This window comes from Pannonibacter sp. I15F10I1 (assembly GCF_900185665.1).
GTDB classification, from domain to species: Bacteria; Pseudomonadota; Alphaproteobacteria; order Rhizobiales; family Stappiaceae; genus Pannonibacter; species Pannonibacter indicus.
The window spans coordinates 80,364-95,460 of record NZ_FYAN01000029.1 but is presented as its reverse complement, the minus strand read 5'-3'; the positions used below and the strand labels follow the sequence as shown (position 1 = coordinate 95,460).

Here is a 15,097-nt window from a genome sequence, read left to right as displayed (position 1 = left end):
GCCGGCTTTTCTGTTTGCGGCGTGGATGAAAAGCATATAGAACAAAAAAAGAACAAAAATCCCAGATGCGGGAGGCAGGAATGGATGGTCTGATCGAGGGGCCGGATGGCCAGCACCGCTGCAAGTGGTATGGCGGGCTGGAGGATTACCGCATCTATCACGATGAGGAATGGGGCTGGCCCGTCACGGATGATCACCGCCTGTTCGAGAAGATCTGCCTCGAAGGCTTCCAGTCCGGCCTGTCCTGGCTGACGATCCTGCGCAAGCGTGAAGGCTTCCGCGCGGCTTTTGCCGGGTTTGATTTCAACAAGGTGGCGGAGTTCGGCGATGAGGACATTGCCCGCTGCCTCGCGGATACGGGCATCGTACGCCACCGTGGCAAGATCGTCTCCACCATCAACAACGCCCGGCGCGCGATCGAGCTGAAGGCCGAGTTCGGGTCTCTGGCGGCCTATTTCTGGCGTTTCGAGCCGAAGCCGGAGGCGCGTCCCTTGCGCTGTGACCGGGCGACGCTGTCGCAGATCACCCAGTCAGCGGAAAGTGTGGCCCTGTCCAAGGATCTCAAGAAGCGCGGCTGGAGTTTTGTCGGGCCGACCACCGTCTATGCCTTCATGCAGGCCATGGGCCTTGTGAACGATCACCTTGAGGGCTGCTGCCGCCGTGCGCCGCTGGAAGCACACCGTGCCACATTCGCGCGGCCGGTTGCCATGCCGGCCTGATCCGCCGGGCAGCTTTCAGCGTACATCTCATACCGTGAAGCTGTTGCAGAAACGGTTGCCGGTGCCGCAGCCCCCCGCGCGGCGCACCGGTCTTCCCCCGATGAGACTGGCCGCCTTGCGCTCTCTAGCCCGCAAGGCGGCCATTTTTCAGGGTCTTACCTTTTCCGCCAGCGGATCGAACAGGCGGTTGGTGCTGCGGAAGATGTAGTCCGGCGTCTCGACGCTGACCGTCTGGGCGCCATGCTCGATCAGTTTCTGGGCGCAGTCGGCCACCTGATCCTTGGGGCAGAGCAGGGCGAGAACCGTTTCGTCGGCCGGATGGCCGAAGGCGAGTTCAGCTCCCAGCGGCAGCACGGCCTTCACCGCGCCGCGCGGATCGGTGACGAGCGCCCGGACGATGCGCAGGCCCCTTGCGGTTTCTTCAGCCGCCACCCGGTCCAGAATGGTGCGGGCTGCTCCCAGTGCCGTGCCGCTCCAGTCCGCCTTCAGCGAAGCGACCAGATGGGCCTGGCTCTTCAGGATGACGCCGTCTTTCAGGATCTTCAGCGCGTTGGCTTCCAGCGTCGAGCCGGTGGTGGTGATATCGACGATGAGTTCCGCAGAGCCGGCGGCAGGCGCACCTTCCGTGGCGCCGGCGCTCTCGACGATCCGGTAATCGGCAATGCCCTGCCGGGCGAAGAAGGCACGGGTCAGGTTCACGTATTTGGTGGCAACCCGCAGGCTGCGGCCATGGCGGGCGCGGAAGTCGGAGGCCACGTCGCCGAGGTCGGCCATGGTTTCCACGTCGATCCAGGCCTTGGGCACGGCGACGACCACATCCGCCGGGCCGAAGCCGAGCGGGGTGACGACATGCACGAGGCGCTCCGGCGCGGCGATGCTTTCATGCACCAGATCCAGCCCGGTGATGCCGAAATGGATGGTGCCTTCCGCCAGTTCGCGCGCAATCTCGGAGGCGGAGAGGAAGGCGATTTCCGCATCCTCCAGCCCCTTGATGGCGCCGCGGTAATTGCGGTCGCCGCCCGGCTGCACGATCCGCAGCCCGCTGGCGGCGAAGAACTCGGAGGTCTTTTCCTGCAGGCGGCCCTTGGAGGGAATGCCGATGATCAGACGGGTCATGCGCGAGCCTCCAGAACGGTCTGCAGCCGGTCCAGCCACAGCGAAAAGCCGACGGCGGGCACCTCGTGCGGGGCGCCCAGCAGCCGCAGCAGCTTGTCATAGCGCCCGCCGCCGACGATCTGCCCCGGCAGGTCATGGCCTGCAGCGGTCATCTCGAAGACGAAGCCGGTATAATAATCGAGGCGGCGGCCGAAATCAGCGGCAAACTGCATGCGCGAGGCGGCAAGGCCGTGGGCGTTGATGGCCGCAAGCCGGGCCTCGAAGGCCGCAAGCGGGCCGGAAAGGTCCAGGCCATGACGGCTGGCGAAGGCCTTCAGCTCGCCAAGCGCCACATCCGGCTGGCCCTTGATGGCAAGATAGTCGCGCAAGGTGGCCGCCGCGCCCGCATTGGCGCCCGAGCCGTTGGCAAGGGCGGCCTGCTCCAGAAAGCGTTCGGCAATTTCGCTGGCGCTGCGCCCGGCCACGGCGGTGATGCCGGCGATGGACAGAAGATCGGTGACCACCTGCTGCGCGGCTTCATGATTGGCGCCGTCGAGCGCGGCGAGGAAGCCGAGGCGGGTGGCGCTGTCATCCTGCATGCCTTCGCCGCCCATGCGGGCGATGGCCGCGTCCAGCCGGGCCGTCTCGCCGAACAACCCGCGCAGACGGCGCTGCCACACCACGGGCAGGTTCAGCCCGGCAAGCACGGCGGTGAAGAGCGTTTCGTCGCCGATGCGGATCACCGGATCCGTGATGCCAAGGTCGGCCAGCACGCCGGTCGCGAGTGCCAGCATGGCGGCATCCGCCTGTTCCCGGTCGGAGCGGCCAAGGCTTTCGGCGCCAACTTGCGGGATCTCGCCGATGCCGCCGGGGCGCTGGCGGAACACGGGGCCCGCGTAGCAATAGTCATCGCGCCGGTTGGCCGGTTCGCTTTCGAGGTGCTGGCGGCAGACGGGAATGGTGAAGTCCGGGCGCAGACACAGCTCCGGCCCATCGGCACCGTTGGTCAGGAACAGGCGGCGGCGGATGTCCTCGCCCACCAGATCCAGAAACGTGTCCGCAGGCTGCAGGATCGGCGGGTCGATGCGCGTATGCCCGGCGGCCTGCAGCCGCGCCAGTGCGGTTGCCGCCAGCCGTGCGGTGCCGGCATCTGCCCCTGATCCGTTCGCTGCGGTGCTTCCCGTCATCGTCCTGTCCTCAGCTTGTCGCGCGGGCGCGGTCTTCGGCCTGCCCGGCCAGCATGCGCTTCACGGTTTCCACCATTTCGTCTTCGGTCACCGTCACCTGCGCCGGGCGGCTTTCGCGCCATGTTACATTGTCGGTTATTTCACCTGAAAGACGCTTGCCCTCGATCAGGTCCTTGATCTGGATTTCGCCATTGGCGCGCTCGTCCGAGCCCTGGATGATGGCCAGCGGGCAGCCGCGCTTGTCGGCATATTTCAGCTGGTTGCCGAACTTCTTCCAGTTGCCCTGATACATCTCGGCGCGGATTTTGGCTCCGCGCAGCTTCTGGGTTAGCCTCTGATAATTCGCCATGGCCTGCGCATCGCCGTCCATGACGGTGACGAGAACCGGCGGCAGCGTCTCGCTGCCTTCCAGCTTGCCGAGGTTCTTCAGCGCGCTCATCAGGCGCGACACGCCGATGGAAAAGCCCGTGGCCGGAACATCGCGGCCCGTGAAGCGCTTCACCAGCCCGTCATAGCGCCCGCCGCCGCCAACGGAGCCGAACTGCACCACCTCACCCTTTTCATTGGTGACGGGGAACAGCAGTTCCGCCTCATAGACGGGGCCGGTGTAGTATTCGAGGCCGCGCACGACGGAGGGGTCTATGCGGATTCGATCAGAATAATAACCGGCTGAAACGCAATAATCTTGAATCTGAGCGAGAGACCAGATGCCCTCGGCGGATGTTTCATTCCAATGCGGGAATGTCCCATTGTACATTGGAACACCGAGAGCGAATGCACTATGTCTCTCACCAACGGGCAAATTGCGGCGGCGAAGCAGCTCAGCTTCATCAGGGTCAGCCACGTACATCGAAAGAGAATTGGTCATCGCGAGGATGACATCAATTTGGTCTGATGCCAGTTTGGCTCCTGAGGTGAAGTCGCCCGATTCATCGAAGCGTCCATCGCCAAGAAGCTTTCGAATCTCCGCAACAGGAAACTTGTCTAGCTTATCAACGGTTCGGAGAACGGTGAGACGCTGATCAGCGTTCTCATCACCACCAAGGCCGATGGCTTCCAGAACACCATCCAAAATCTTCCGGTTGTTAACTCGGATGACATATTCACCCCGCTTCAGCCCCAGGGCCTCCAGCGTGTCGGCGAACATCATGCACATTTCCGCGTCAGCCCCGACGCCCGGCGCGCCGACGCTGTCGGCGTCGAACTGCATGAACTGGCGGAAGCGGCCGGGGCCGGGCTTTTCGTTGCGGAACACCCAGCCTGCCCGGTAGCTGCGGAACGGCAGCTGGATCTCGTTGATGTGCTCGGCCACATGGCGGGCGAGCGGGGCCGTCAGGTCATAACGCAGGCTCAGCCACTGTTCGTCATCATCCTGCACGGAAAAGACGCCCGCATTCGGCCGGTCCGTATCGGGCAGGAACTTGCCGAGGCAGTCGGTGTATTCGAACATCGGCGTCTCGACCGGATCAAACCCGTAAAGCTCGTAAACCGCCTTGATCTTCGCGACCATTTCTTCCGTGGCGCGGATATCCGCTGCCGAACGGTCAACAAAGCCGCGCGGCAGCCGCGCCTTCAGTTTCTGGGTCTTCGGATTTGACATGGAACAGGCTGCTTTCCGGGATGCTGTGCAACAGGCTTGCGGTCATGTCCAGCGGCTTTCATGCCCCTGAAACGGCTGGCTGTTTCCTAGACGAAACCAGCCCGCCGGGCAAGGCATTGGGCGGGGAAGCGGGCGGTGCCTGTTTTCAGCCTGCACGCCCTCTTCCTGTGGTGGGCGGCGTTTGAAATGGATGGCAGGGGAAAAAGGCTGTTTGCCCTGCACAGCACGGCCTCTCATTTCCCCTCCCCCTTGAGGCTACCGGATTCACATATCAGGTTCGGGCATTGCCCGCAGTGATGCATCTGCTCTGTGACAGGGTCTCTCCGCCCCCCTCCCCCTCGTGGGGAGGGGTAAGGGGTGGGGGGCTCTGAGTCCGCAAGATTTTGAAAAAATTAGCTTTTCCTGAAGAGGCTGGAGAGGAGAAGCTGTCTGTAATCAATGGAGACTTTGCCAGACGGAAAGGTCTTTCCCCCCACCCCCTTGCCCCTCCCCACCAGGGGAAGGGGGGCTGAAACGCCGTGCCGGAGTAACGAGACTTCAGACCTTCCCCATCTGTGTCTGGCTTCATGCACGACGCCTGCATATCGTAGCTCAAGGTGGAAAAAGGGCGCTGTGCTCAAAAGAGAGCGCCTTCCCCCTATTCCTCCCCGAACAGAAATCCCGGCGGGCGGTCGAAGGGGGTGCCGAGCATGGCGAGCCAGAGGCTGGTGGCGATGCGCTCGGCCTGGCGGATGACGATGGCGGCAGCTTCCGGATCGGCAAAGACGTGGCGGGCGGTGGCGCGGAAGAGGGTGAGCCAGCGGCGGAAATCATCGCTTTCCACCTCCTGGCGCATGGGCAGGTGGGCAGGCACCGGGCGGCCCTTGTATTCGCCGGTCTTCAGCAGCACGGAGCCCCAGAAGCCCTTCATCCGTTCCAGATGCGCGTCCCAGTGCCCAGCCATGCGGCTTTCAAAAATAGGGCCGAGGCGTTCGTCGGCGCGCACGGCATCATAGAAGCTGTCCACCAGCGTGTTGATCTCATCCCGCGTGATGCTTTCATGCATGGGCACGCGGGTGACGGCGGGGCGGATATCGACTGAGGTCATGGCCTGCTTTCCTGATCAGGCCGCCAGTCTAGCGGCGAGCCTTTGCAAAGGCACGGCAAAAGCTGCGCGGGCGGCAACGGGCCGCAGGCTGGCGTCAACCGCGCCTCGCTTGCAAATGGCGGCCTTTTGGCTATGTTCCCGGCCAAACAGACCGGCAGGCAGATGGCCGCCGCAAGATGATTGAAGAACGGATTTTCCGCATGGATGTGAGCCTGAACCGGACAGAGGCGCAACATGGCGCCGCGCCGGAACTCACGGTGGTTCTGCCGACCTATAATGAGCGGGGCAACGTGCCGCTGGTGATTGCGGCGCTGCGCAAGGCGCTGGAAGGCGTGGCCTGGGAAGTCATCTTCGTCGATGACAACTCACCGGATGGCACCGCCGCCGCAGCCCGCGCCATTGCCGCCGAAGATCCGCGCATCCGCGTGATCCGCCGGGTAGGACGCCGGGGCCTTTCGGGTGCCTGCGTCGAAGGCATGCTGGCGTCGTCTGCTCCCTTTGTGGCGGTTATGGATGCGGATATGCAGCATGACGAGACGCTGCTGCCGCGCATGCTGGCGGCGCTGCGCTCCGGCGAGGTGGATCTGGCGGTGGCCAGCCGCAAGGTGGAAGGCGGGGATATCGGCGAGGGCCTCTCCGCGATCCGCAAGGCGGGCTCCAATTTCGCCAATGCGCTGGCGCGCAAGCTGCTGAAGGTGACGCTCTCCGACCCGATGAGCGGCTTCTTCATGCTGCGGCGGGAAGTGGTCGATGAACTTGCTCCGCGCCTCTCGGCGCAAGGCTTCAAGATCCTGCTGGACATTGTGGCCAGCGGCGAGGGACGCCTGCGCATCCGCGAGCTGCCCTTTGTCTTCCGCGAGCGGCAGGAAGGGGAAAGCAAGCTCGATACGCTGGTGACACTGGATTATCTGGGCCTTCTGGTCTCGAAGTATCTCGGCGACATGGTCTCCGTCCGCTTCCTCATGTTCAGCCTTGTGGGCGCCAGCGGCGTGCTGGTGCATCTGGTGGCGCTGCGCGCGTCGCTGCTGGCGCTGGAGCTGGACTTCAACCAGGCGCAGATTGCCGCGACCTTCGTTGCCATGACCACCAACTTCCTCCTCAACAACCAGCTGACCTACCGCGACCGGCGGCTGACAGGCCTTGCCATGCTGCGCGGTCTCGTCACCTTCTATGCGGTGTGCAGTGTCGGCGTGCTGGCCAATGTCGGCGTTGCCAACCTGATCTATGAAAATGAGCCGGTGTGGTGGATTGCTGGCGCTGCCGGTGCGGTGATGGGCGCGGTGTGGAACTATGCTGCCTCCTCCGTGCTGACCTGGCGCAAGTCCTGAGGGTGACCTGATCATGGCTGGACAGACGGGCGCATTGGGAACAGGCCGCGAAAGAGTGGCAGACCTGCCGCTGTGGCTGCAGCCGAAGCTGCTTGTCCTTCTGGTGCTGGCGCTGACGGCGCTGCGCCTCTGGACGGGGGCCAGTGCCTATATCGTCGAGGACGAGGGCTATTACCGGCTCTGGGGCCTCTATCCGGCTTTCGGCTATTACGACCACCCGCCGATGGTGGCCTGGTGGATCTGGCTGGGCCAGCAGATGGCCGGTGACACGGCGCTGGGGCTGCGGCTCGTCAGCATCCTGTCGGCGGCCATTGGGTCGCTGGCGCTGTGGCGCACGGCCTTCCTGCTGTTCGGCCCGCGTGTGGCCGGGCTGTCCGTGCTGTTTCTCAACGCGACGCTGCTGGTCGGCATCGGCGCTGTGCTGGCAACGCCTGATGCGCCTTCCGTGTTCTTCTGGGGTCTGACGCTCTGGGCTCTGGCGGAACTCACCGCTTCAGGAAAACCCAGCTGGTGGCTGGCAGTTGGGCTGTTCGCAGGTCTTGGGCTCGTCTCCAAATATTCCGTGCTGTTCCTTGGCGCCGGGATCGTGCTGTGGCTGCTGATGCCCGCCAACCGCCGCTGGTTCCTCTCCTGGCAGCTATGGGCGGGCGGGCTCATTGCTCTTGCCGTGCTGTCGCCGGTGCTGATGTGGAATGCGGGCCATGACTGGGCTTCGTTCTACAAGCAGTTCGGCCGCGCCGGGCGGGGTGACTGGACGGAAAAGTTCATCATCGAATTCATCGGCGCCTTCCTGGGCCTGCTCAATCCGCTTGTGGCGATTCCTGCCCTGGCCGGGCTGTGGCAACTGGTCCGGCGCATGGGCAAGGGCGAGGCAGGCGCCGGGCTGATCGTGCTGACGACGCTGCCGTTTCTTGCCTATCTGCTCGTCCATGCGCTGCATTCGCGTGTGCAGGGCAACTGGCCGGCGCCCGTGTTCCCGGCCTTCTGCATCATGGCGGCGGTGTTTGTGGCTGGCAGCACAGCACGCTTCTGGCGCGGGCTTGCGGCGGTGGCGGTTGTGCTGGGGCTTGGCCTTGGCGCAGCAGTGCAGGTGCATGCGGTGTCGCCCTTCACCGGCAAGTTCGCCCGCAAGGACCCCACGTTCCAGATGCGCGGCTGGCAGCAGATCCATGATGAACTGCGCCAGATCGCCGATGCGCAAGGGGCTGGCTACATCGCCACCATGGGCTACGGCCTCAATGGCCAGATGGCCTTTGCCTTCCGGGGTGAGATTCCTGTCATCCAGCTCAATGACCGCATCCGCTATGTGATGATGCCGCAGCCGGGGCCGGAGCTGTTCTCCGTGCCGGGGCTCTATGTCACCGAAGCACGGCGCGATGCGGCCGAGCGGCTGTCGGAGACCTTTGGCCGGGTGGAGCTTGTGGCAACCCTCACGCGCAAGGTTGAGGGCGTGCCGCTTGAGGACCTCTTGGTCTATGTCATCGATCAGCCGGAAGGGCCGCCGCTGGAGCCGATTGATCCCGCTCTCTGGATGTCTGCGCAATAGGCTGATGCCGCAAGGTTATGCCTGAATTTCTGTTTCCGATTGTATTCCAAGCCTTTTTGCGGTTAGCAAAGAGGCATGGTGCCCCGCGATAAATTGCGGGTAGGGGGCGGAATGAAACGGATCACCCTGGCGGCAGTCGATTATGGCTTCGCGTTCGGCACGGACCGGGCGATCCGCAAGCTTTTGGCGCAGGGCCGCCTCAGCGCGGTGGGCTGTCTTGCTTTCTCCGAGTTGTGGCGGCGTGAATATGCGCCCTTGCGCGAGGTCGTGGATGGCGGCGCAGGTCATGCACTGGTTGGCCTGACCCTGACGCTGACAGGCGCCTTCGGCATGCCGATGAGCCCCCGCTGGCGGCAGGAACTGGGGCCATCCTTCCGCAGCCCCGGCTGGTTTGGCCGCCGCGCAGGTTTCGGGCTGCTGCCCGACGAAATCATCCTTGAGGAGATGGCCGCCCAGATCCGCAGCTTCATGGCACATTTCGGCGCTGAACCGCAATTCATCACCCTGTCCGATGGCCTGATGCGCCACCGGGCTCTGGTTCGGCTGCTGGCACGGTCGGTGGAGGCTGAGGGCCTTGCCACCCGTCCGCTTCTCATCTACCCGCAAGGGGAAGGGCGGGCGCTGCGCCGTTTCAGCCGCTTTGTGTTGAAGCTTGGCTTTCCGCTGCTGGCCAGCGGCCCCATGCTGCCGGACCCGCCAACCGAGGCGGAACTGCAGGAGGCGCTGAGGCATCACTTCGACGGACTTCCTGAAATGGCTTTCGTCGTGGCGCGGCCTGCGATCATCGATGACCGTCTGCGGCGGCAACTGCCAAAGGCGGAGCTTGCAAGGCGCGAGCGGCATTTTGCCGTGCTCAAAAGCCTCAAATTCTTCAACACACTGGCAGAGAAGGACATCTTCCTTTACTGAAGGCGTACCAGCCGGTTTTCTCCTGCCAGTCCTCGATCTGCCTTCCGCAAACGGAAACGGCTCCAGTGGGGGCTGGAGCCGTTCTTCGGGAGGAGGCAAACAGCTCTCGCTGTCTGCTATTGTGGATATGGGCAGTTTTTGCGAGATTGCCAGAGGCAGGGTAGACAATTTTTACTGGGCAGGCGGGCGGCGCAGGGCCGTGTGTCTGCCATGAGCCAAGGGGCAGCGTCTCGTGTCGGATCTCAAGGGTTTTCTCGACAACAGCTTCACTCTCGAGGGGCTGCCGTCAGAGCTGGCGGACGGGCTCACCCGTCTGGCGCGTCCGATGAAGGTGAACCAGGGAGCGATCCTGTTCGAGACCGGCGATCCGGGCAATGGCTGCTACGCCATTCTGGAAGGTTCCCTCAAGGTCTCCATTCTGTCCGTCGAAGGGGATGAGCAGCTGCTCGCCGTGCTGGGGCCGGGGGATCTGGTGGGTGAACTGGCGCTGCTCGATGGGCGCCCGCGCTCGGCCACTGTCACGGCGCTGAAGGCGGCACGGCTCGCCTTCATCGACAAGTCCGCTTTCGAGCGCTTTGCCGATGAAAACCCGCAGCTCTACCGGCACATGCTGTCCATCGTCGGCAAGCGGCTGCGGCAGTCCAACGATGTTCTGGCCGCCCGTTCCTTCCTGCCGCTGCCGGGCCGCGTGGCTCAGACGCTGATGCAGCTGTCGGAGACCTTCGGCAAGCCGCTGGATAACGGCCGCATCCTCATTCACTACAAGCTCAGCCAGTCCGAGATTGCCAATATGGCAGGTGCTGCGCGCGAGAATGTCAGCCGCGTGCTGAACGACTGGAAGCGGCTCGGCACCATCAGCCGTATCTCCGGTTATTACTGCCTCGAGCGCCCCGAAGTGCTCAAGCAGGCCGCAACCCTCTGATTTTCCTCCCCACCGTCTTTCATGGAGAGCCATGTGACAGCCACTTCGGACGCAGAAACCGAACAGCCAACCGGTGACCTGACCCTTCGCACTATGGCCATGCCGGCCGATACCAACGCCTCGGGCGACATTTTCGGCGGCTGGGTGCTGTCGCAGATGGACCTTGCAGGCGGCATTGCCGCTGGCCAGCGCGCCAGTGGCCGCGTTGTGACCATTGCAATCGACCGGATGAAATTCATCCGTCCGGTGCATGTGGGTGATGTGCTGTGCATCTACACCCGCGTTGGCCGGATCGGCCGGTCCTCCATGGAAATCAACATGGAAGCCTGGGCCCTGCGCCACCGCTATGGCCAGCGGGAAAAGGTGACCGAAGCGATGTTCACCTTCGTCGCCGTGGATGAGGATGGCCGTCCGCGTCCGGTTCCGGCGGAGTGCTGAGGTCAGCTCCGGGTGAGCCGGGCTCATTGAGGGGCGGTCAAGCCCGTGCGGCGCCTGAGCGATTTCAAGGCGTGATGCGTCGGCATCGAAAGCCTTGGCATCAGTCCATTGGTGAAAGCCTCTCCACTTTCGTCTTGCCATGACGAACAGAAAGAAGAAGCCGGTCAGGCAGTCCTGACCGGCTTGTGGCCTGTTTGGGGGCAGGCGGAACAGCACGAAGCGCAAGGCTTTTCAGCCATGGCACGTGAAAATAGCGTGGTTCGGGAACGGGTTCCGCGGCGGTTCAGCCGGGAAAGCTCTGCCGGGCGCGACGCTCGAGATCGGCGTAAAGGCTCTCGTCGACCGCTTTGGAACAACCTGTGTTCCACAGTGCGATCAGCCCTTCCACCCGTGTCTTGCGCATCTCTGAGGTCAGCGGCGCATGTGTACGGCGGAGCGCGGCAGTCAGTTTCAACTGACGCAGGCGCTGCAGGACATAAAACTCCGAGGCGGTCAGGGAAGAACGGGCGGCAGGTGCGGCCAGGTCCTTCAGCTGTGCCCCGGCCAGGACAATCTGGACGGATGCGTTCACGGCGTTACTCTCTCTTCTCGACATTAAAAAATCCTCCTTCGGTTGCCCGAGGAGGACTGGCGCATTGACGTTCTGACCGCTTGGTTGCCCTGGGTTTCCCCATGGCCACATCCCTTTGCGGGGACCACCTTGCCCGGCCGGGCAGGTTGGCGAGGGCGCCAGCCCTTCTCTTGATGATGCGGGCTTTATGGCACAAACCTTTTGCGGGGTCAATCAGCGGGAATTTCACGTCTGCCTCCCGCTCTGCGTCTATCTGACAGAGCGAAAATCCGGCCGAGCCGCCGCCCTTTCCGGGAGAGTCAGATGCCCCAGCAGACCGATGCCACCTTGCAGATGATCGATGCGAACAATGCGGGCTTCGGCACCGTGCGGCTGGATCCGCGGGCGGAAAGCAGCAACTACGAGGATCATCTCGTGTTGCAGGGCACTCAGTTGCCAAGCACCTATTACGGATTGGCGGGGTCGGACAATACGACCCGGTTCAGGCCGTTGCATCAGGCCGGCTTTCTGGCGACTACGGCCCGCACGCGCGTCTATTTTGCGGTGGCGGGGATGATCAATCAGATCACCAACCCGCGTACGGCGCTTTCGTCCAGTCTTCAGCAGGTTCAGGGGCCGGTCTACAAGAGCAAGTATTATGTCTTTGTCCGCCTCGGCGTTTCCCTTGCTGATTTTCAGGCGACGATTGCCGCCATGATTGCAAATGCGCAGGCGATCACGACAGGCGATCTGGTGGACATGAATGGGCGGTCGCAGGCAACGGGCCCGACCGGCCTCTACTATGTGAATGCAGGGGCGCTCGAGGGCACATTCTGGGCGCGCAAGAATGCAGGTTGGGAAAGTTCGTTCTTTCCATCCAAGATCAACAAGCGCCTCCGGCCGCTCTGTCTGATGGATTTCCGCATTCAGCCCAATCAGGTTGCGACGGCGCAGGGTACGGGAGCTGCCTATGCCGCCAGCATTGCGCTGGTGCCCACGGCGCGCAACCAGGTGCATACGGGCCATACGCTGATGACACCGGCCGCGCTTGCCAACTGGTACGCCGGCCAGAACTTTGCCTCTCTGGCTGGCAATGTGGCTGGTGCCACGATCTGGAACAAGTATGACTGGCTTGGCCAATACCAGCAGAATGCGTCCTTTGCGACGAACAACTATGATGTCGCAGGTCCGCAAATCGCCAGCGGTAACGAATATTACGCCCGCGAGTTCTTCAATCTGTTCCCTGTAACGAACCCGAATGCCAATGCGAAGACCGCGCAAAGCCAGTCCATCGTCTCGATGATCGATGGCTTCGTGAACAATTGAGTGTTCGCACTCAATAATGCGGCGGGCGGGTGACGGGATGGGCGGAAATGCCCGTCTCGATCAGCTCGTCGATCTGGTCCGTCATTTCCCTCAGCTTGCGCGTCAGCCGCTCGATCTGCTTGCCCTGCTCGATGACCACGGCGTTGAGGTCGTCGATGGTGCGGATGGCATGGGCAAGGCCGATCTCCAGATTCACGACGCGGTCTTCATCCATCATGGCAAGGGCCTCTCGTGATATGTGGCCGCTTCTCAGCCGCAGGTTTGGAAATTCTGACAGGGTACGGTCTTGGCAGGGCGGACAAGATGCTTAAGTTAGACAAGCGGGGTGCTCTGCCTCGCGTCTTATCTCCCCTCCCGCCCTTTGGCACAAGAGCGAAAGCCCGAACATGACAAGCCTTGCGGATTTTCCGATCACCCGGAAGTGGCCGGCCCAGCATCCTGACCGTATCCAGCTTTACTCCCTGCCGACGCCGAATGGCATCAAGGTCAGCGCCTTCCTGGAAGAAGCGGGCCTTGCCTATGAGCCGCATCTGGTGGATTTCGGCTCCAGTGACCAGATGACGCCCGAGTTCCTGTCGCTGAACCCGAACAACAAGATCCCCGCCATCATCGACCCCAATGGCCCGGACGGAAAGCCTTTCGGCATCTGGGAATCGGGTGCCATCCTCATCTATCTTGCGGAAAAGACGGGCCAATTCCTGCCGGAGGATCCGGCCGGGAAGTATGAGACCATCCAGTGGCTGATGTGGCAGATGGGCGGCCTTGGCCCCATGTCCGGCCAGCTCGGCTTCTTCCACAAATTCGCCGGCCGCGAATATGAGGACCGCCGCCCGTTCGAGCGTTACCGCGACGAGGTGAAGCGCCTGCTGGGTGTGCTCGATCAGCGTCTTGAGGGCCGCGAGTTCATCATGGGCGCGGACTACACCATCGCCGACATGGCCTCATGGCCCTGGCTGCGCACCCTCTCCGGCTTCTATGAGGCAGCAGAGCACGTGGACCTTGCCACCCGCAAGAACGTGCTGCGCTGGTTCGAAGCCTGCATGGCCCGCCCGGCCAACCAGAAGGCGGTCAATATTCCGGCGCGGGGCTGAGAAACAAGGATCAGTCCGGCCCGGCGCCAAGGCCGGGCCGGACTTCACGACATGGGCCGGATCACGCAAAGATCTGCCACCAGGGGGCCCAGCCGGCCGTCTTCATCTGAGTAGGAGACACCTGCGCCGTCTTCTGGTTGATCTGGCCCGTCAGCGTCAGCTGTGTCTGCAGCGTTGTGGCATTGATCATCGTGCAGCCGAAATCGGCCGGGTTTTCGTCCGAAAAGCTGTTGTAGAAAACGTAGAGCCCGATGGCCGGGCTGTCGCCGAAGTAGCCGTTCTTTGTGGTGGCAATCAGCGTGTTCATCTGGTTGATGTCGATCGTGTAGAACGGGAACCTGTTCACGACATCGAGTTTCTTCGCCTGCACCAGCAGGACGGAGCCCTTGTAGTTCCAGATCCAGTCGCCGCCGAATTCGATCTCCAGCTTGGCGCCTTGCAGGCTTGTCGTGCCGAGGCCGAGATTCTGGCCGGTCGACTGATCATTGATCACGGCGAGATTGACACTCGTGATCGCGTCTTCCCGGATCACCTCGCCCAGATTGGATGAGGCCTTCATGATGTTGTAGGTCCAGGTGGACTGGGTCTTGAGAACGTCGGTAAGAGACATGGACTGCTCCCTGCGCTGGTCTGTCTCTTGCCTTGACGCAGGCAGGGCAGGGCGCGTGAGCATACGGCCTCACTTCAGCGGAAACATTTCATACCAGGGCCGGGCGCCCGCATGCCTTGCCTCCTCAAGCGTGACGATGGCCGGGCGAAGCGTCAGGCGGTTGCGGTTGAACAGGAAGTCCTGCATGCGCCGCGCATCGATGAACAGGCAGCCTTCGCTCATCCGGTGCTCCGGTCCGGTAAAGCTGGTGTAGAGCACGAAGACCGGATGCACGTGCCGGTGCCCGTGTGAGGCGGCTTCTGCCGCCGCGATCAGGCTGCGGATGCCGTCAACCTCGAAGGGAAAATAGCTCAGCCCCAGATGCCGCTCGCGCTCCAGCCGCAGGGCGCGCACCAGATAGTGCCGGTCGTCGAGGCTCCACGCCCAGCTCGCCCCCAGATCCTCCGCAAGGCCGGGGTCCTCCTGCCAGGCGGTGACCAGCCCGATCTTGGCAGCGCGCGTCATCTGATGGATCGTCACCAGATTGACCGTCGTCAGAAACGGCTCCGCCACATGCGCCCCAAGATGGGCGGTGGCTTCCATGAAGTCCGAGGTCCAGACCGACCTCTCGGCGAGAATTTCCTGAATATTCATGACCATCCCGGCCCCAGCTGCCCTGCCTTGAAGGACGCTTGCGGGGGAGGGATGTG

General features: G+C 63.0%; 16 protein-coding genes and 1 riboswitch. Of the genes, 8 read left to right on the top strand and 8 right to left on the bottom strand.

Going from position 1 to position 15,097, the window contains the following annotated elements; genetic code table 11:
* Positions 1 to 80: 80 nt before the first annotated feature.
* A complete protein-coding gene (locus IF10I1_RS21310; RefSeq protein WP_122519379.1) occupies positions 81 to 719 on the top strand; it encodes a DNA-3-methyladenine glycosylase I in 639 nt (212 codons plus the stop codon).
* A 147-nt stretch (positions 720 to 866) separates the two neighbouring features.
* Here IF10I1_RS21310 and hisG read toward each other — a convergent pair whose 3' ends face one another.
* From hisG to IF10I1_RS21290, 4 genes are all read right to left on the bottom strand, one after another.
* Entirely contained in the window at positions 867 to 1,835 is a 969-nt protein-coding gene (gene hisG, locus IF10I1_RS21305; RefSeq protein ID WP_050472034.1) for an ATP phosphoribosyltransferase, read from the bottom strand.
* Positions 1,832 to 3,001 (bottom strand): ATP phosphoribosyltransferase regulatory subunit, encoded by a 1,170-nt coding sequence (locus IF10I1_RS21300; protein WP_186392070.1) that lies wholly within the window; start codon positions 2,999 to 3,001, stop codon positions 1,832 to 1,834. Before IF10I1_RS21300 ends, hisG begins: the two co-directional genes overlap by 4 nt.
* Positions 3,002 to 3,011: 10 nt before the next feature.
* Positions 3,012 to 4,601 (bottom strand): histidine--tRNA ligase, encoded by a 1,590-nt coding sequence (hisS, locus tag IF10I1_RS21295; RefSeq protein WP_186424646.1) that lies wholly within the window; start codon positions 4,599 to 4,601, stop codon positions 3,012 to 3,014.
* Positions 4,602 to 5,238: 637 nt separating this feature from the next.
* Entirely contained in the window at positions 5,239 to 5,688 is a 450-nt protein-coding gene (locus IF10I1_RS21290; RefSeq protein ID WP_186415265.1) for a group III truncated hemoglobin, read from the bottom strand.
* 200 nt (positions 5,689 to 5,888) lie between these two features.
* Here IF10I1_RS21290 and IF10I1_RS21285 point away from each other — a divergent pair, with 200 nt between their 5' ends.
* The 5 genes from IF10I1_RS21285 to IF10I1_RS21265 all read left to right on the top strand — a co-directional run bounded on the left by IF10I1_RS21285 (position 5,889) and on the right by IF10I1_RS21265 (position 10,831).
* Complete coding sequence (locus tag IF10I1_RS21285; protein ID WP_058900505.1) at positions 5,889 to 7,016, top strand: glycosyltransferase family 2 protein; 1,128 nt, start codon at positions 5,889 to 5,891, stop codon at positions 7,014 to 7,016.
* A gap of 13 nt (positions 7,017 to 7,029) precedes the next feature.
* Positions 7,030 to 8,562 (top strand): glycosyltransferase family 39 protein, encoded by a 1,533-nt coding sequence (locus IF10I1_RS21280; protein ID WP_208977604.1) that lies wholly within the window; start codon positions 7,030 to 7,032, stop codon positions 8,560 to 8,562.
* Between the two features lie 111 nt (positions 8,563 to 8,673).
* Positions 8,674 to 9,471, top strand: a complete 798-nt coding sequence (locus IF10I1_RS21275; protein ID WP_186392067.1) for a ChbG/HpnK family deacetylase — start codon at positions 8,674 to 8,676, stop codon at positions 9,469 to 9,471.
* Positions 9,472 to 9,703: 232 nt separating this feature from the next.
* A complete protein-coding gene (locus IF10I1_RS21270) occupies positions 9,704 to 10,393 on the top strand; it encodes a Crp/Fnr family transcriptional regulator (protein ID WP_050472029.1) in 690 nt (229 codons plus the stop codon).
* 21 nt (positions 10,394 to 10,414) lie between these two features.
* Positions 10,415 to 10,831, top strand: coding sequence for an acyl-CoA thioesterase (locus tag IF10I1_RS21265; protein WP_019963192.1), 417 nt, complete (start codon positions 10,415 to 10,417; stop codon positions 10,829 to 10,831).
* Positions 10,832 to 11,114: 283 nt separating this feature from the next.
* Here the strand turns inward: IF10I1_RS21265 and IF10I1_RS21260 are convergent, their stop codons facing one another.
* Positions 11,115 to 11,426 carry a hypothetical protein gene (locus IF10I1_RS21260; RefSeq protein WP_208994300.1) on the bottom strand — a complete coding sequence of 104 codons (312 nt, stop codon included), beginning with the start codon at positions 11,424 to 11,426 and terminating at the stop codon, positions 11,115 to 11,117.
* A gap of 46 nt (positions 11,427 to 11,472) precedes the next feature.
* Positions 11,473 to 11,584, bottom strand: a riboswitch (SAM-I-IV-variant riboswitch).
* Between the two features lie 121 nt (positions 11,585 to 11,705).
* On the opposite strand from IF10I1_RS21260, the gene IF10I1_RS21255 reads away from it, so the two are divergent.
* The gene (locus tag IF10I1_RS21255; RefSeq protein ID WP_050472027.1) at positions 11,706 to 12,707 is read left to right on the top strand and encodes a hypothetical protein; all 1,002 of its coding nucleotides are present in this window, start codon (positions 11,706 to 11,708) and stop codon (positions 12,705 to 12,707) included.
* Between the two features lie 10 nt (positions 12,708 to 12,717).
* On the opposite strand, the gene IF10I1_RS21250 is transcribed toward IF10I1_RS21255, so the two are convergent.
* Positions 12,718 to 12,924 (bottom strand): SlyX family protein, encoded by a 207-nt coding sequence (locus tag IF10I1_RS21250; protein ID WP_050472026.1) that lies wholly within the window; start codon positions 12,922 to 12,924, stop codon positions 12,718 to 12,720.
* Positions 12,925 to 13,093: 169 nt separating this feature from the next.
* On the opposite strand from IF10I1_RS21250, the gene IF10I1_RS21245 reads away from it, so the two are divergent.
* Positions 13,094 to 13,798: a glutathione binding-like protein gene (locus tag IF10I1_RS21245; protein WP_050472025.1), complete on the top strand. Its 705-nt coding sequence runs from the start codon at positions 13,094 to 13,096 to the stop codon at positions 13,796 to 13,798.
* A 61-nt stretch (positions 13,799 to 13,859) separates the two neighbouring features.
* Here IF10I1_RS21245 and IF10I1_RS21240 read toward each other — a convergent pair whose 3' ends face one another.
* Both IF10I1_RS21240 and IF10I1_RS21235 read right to left on the bottom strand, forming a co-directional pair.
* On the bottom strand, positions 13,860 to 14,408 hold the full coding sequence (locus IF10I1_RS21240; RefSeq protein WP_050472024.1) for a hypothetical protein: 549 nt from the start codon (positions 14,406 to 14,408) through the stop codon (positions 13,860 to 13,862).
* 69 nt (positions 14,409 to 14,477) lie between these two features.
* Positions 14,478 to 15,041 (bottom strand): hypothetical protein, encoded by a 564-nt coding sequence (locus IF10I1_RS21235; RefSeq protein ID WP_186392066.1) that lies wholly within the window; start codon positions 15,039 to 15,041, stop codon positions 14,478 to 14,480.
* Positions 15,042 to 15,097 lie beyond the last annotated feature (56 nt).

Bases quoted from the DNA above. Each gene is read 5' to 3' on its own strand.
- IF10I1_RS21280 (WP_208977604.1), top strand. From the start codon at position 7,030: ATGGCTGGACAGACGGGCGCATTGGGAACAGGCCGCGAAAGAGTGGCA.
- IF10I1_RS21245 (WP_050472025.1), top strand. From the start codon at position 13,094: ATGACAAGCCTTGCGGATTTTCCGATCACCCGGAAGTGGCCGGCCCAG.
- IF10I1_RS21310 (WP_122519379.1), top strand. From the start codon at position 81: ATGGATGGTCTGATCGAGGGGCCGGATGGCCAGCACCGCTGCAAGTGG.
- hisS (WP_186424646.1), bottom strand. From the start codon at position 4,601: ATGTCAAATCCGAAGACCCAGAAACTGAAGGCGCGGCTGCCGCGCGGC.
- IF10I1_RS21235 (WP_186392066.1), bottom strand. From the start codon at position 15,041: ATGAATATTCAGGAAATTCTCGCCGAGAGGTCGGTCTGGACCTCGGAC.
- IF10I1_RS21250 (WP_050472026.1), bottom strand. From the start codon at position 12,924: ATGATGGATGAAGACCGCGTCGTGAATCTGGAGATCGGCCTTGCCCAT.
- hisG (WP_050472034.1), bottom strand. From the start codon at position 1,835: ATGACCCGTCTGATCATCGGCATTCCCTCCAAGGGCCGCCTGCAGGAA.
- IF10I1_RS21285 (WP_058900505.1), top strand. From the start codon at position 5,889: ATGGATGTGAGCCTGAACCGGACAGAGGCGCAACATGGCGCCGCGCCG.
- IF10I1_RS21240 (WP_050472024.1), bottom strand. From the start codon at position 14,408: ATGTCTCTTACCGACGTTCTCAAGACCCAGTCCACCTGGACCTACAAC.
- IF10I1_RS21290 (WP_186415265.1), bottom strand. From the start codon at position 5,688: ATGACCTCAGTCGATATCCGCCCCGCCGTCACCCGCGTGCCCATGCAT.
- IF10I1_RS21255 (WP_050472027.1), top strand. From the start codon at position 11,706: ATGCCCCAGCAGACCGATGCCACCTTGCAGATGATCGATGCGAACAAT.
- IF10I1_RS21275 (WP_186392067.1), top strand. From the start codon at position 8,674: ATGAAACGGATCACCCTGGCGGCAGTCGATTATGGCTTCGCGTTCGGC.
- IF10I1_RS21260 (WP_208994300.1), bottom strand. From the start codon at position 11,426: ATGTCGAGAAGAGAGAGTAACGCCGTGAACGCATCCGTCCAGATTGTC.
- IF10I1_RS21265 (WP_019963192.1), top strand. From the start codon at position 10,415: ATGGAGAGCCATGTGACAGCCACTTCGGACGCAGAAACCGAACAGCCA.
- IF10I1_RS21300 (WP_186392070.1), bottom strand. From the start codon at position 3,001: ATGACGGGAAGCACCGCAGCGAACGGATCAGGGGCAGATGCCGGCACC.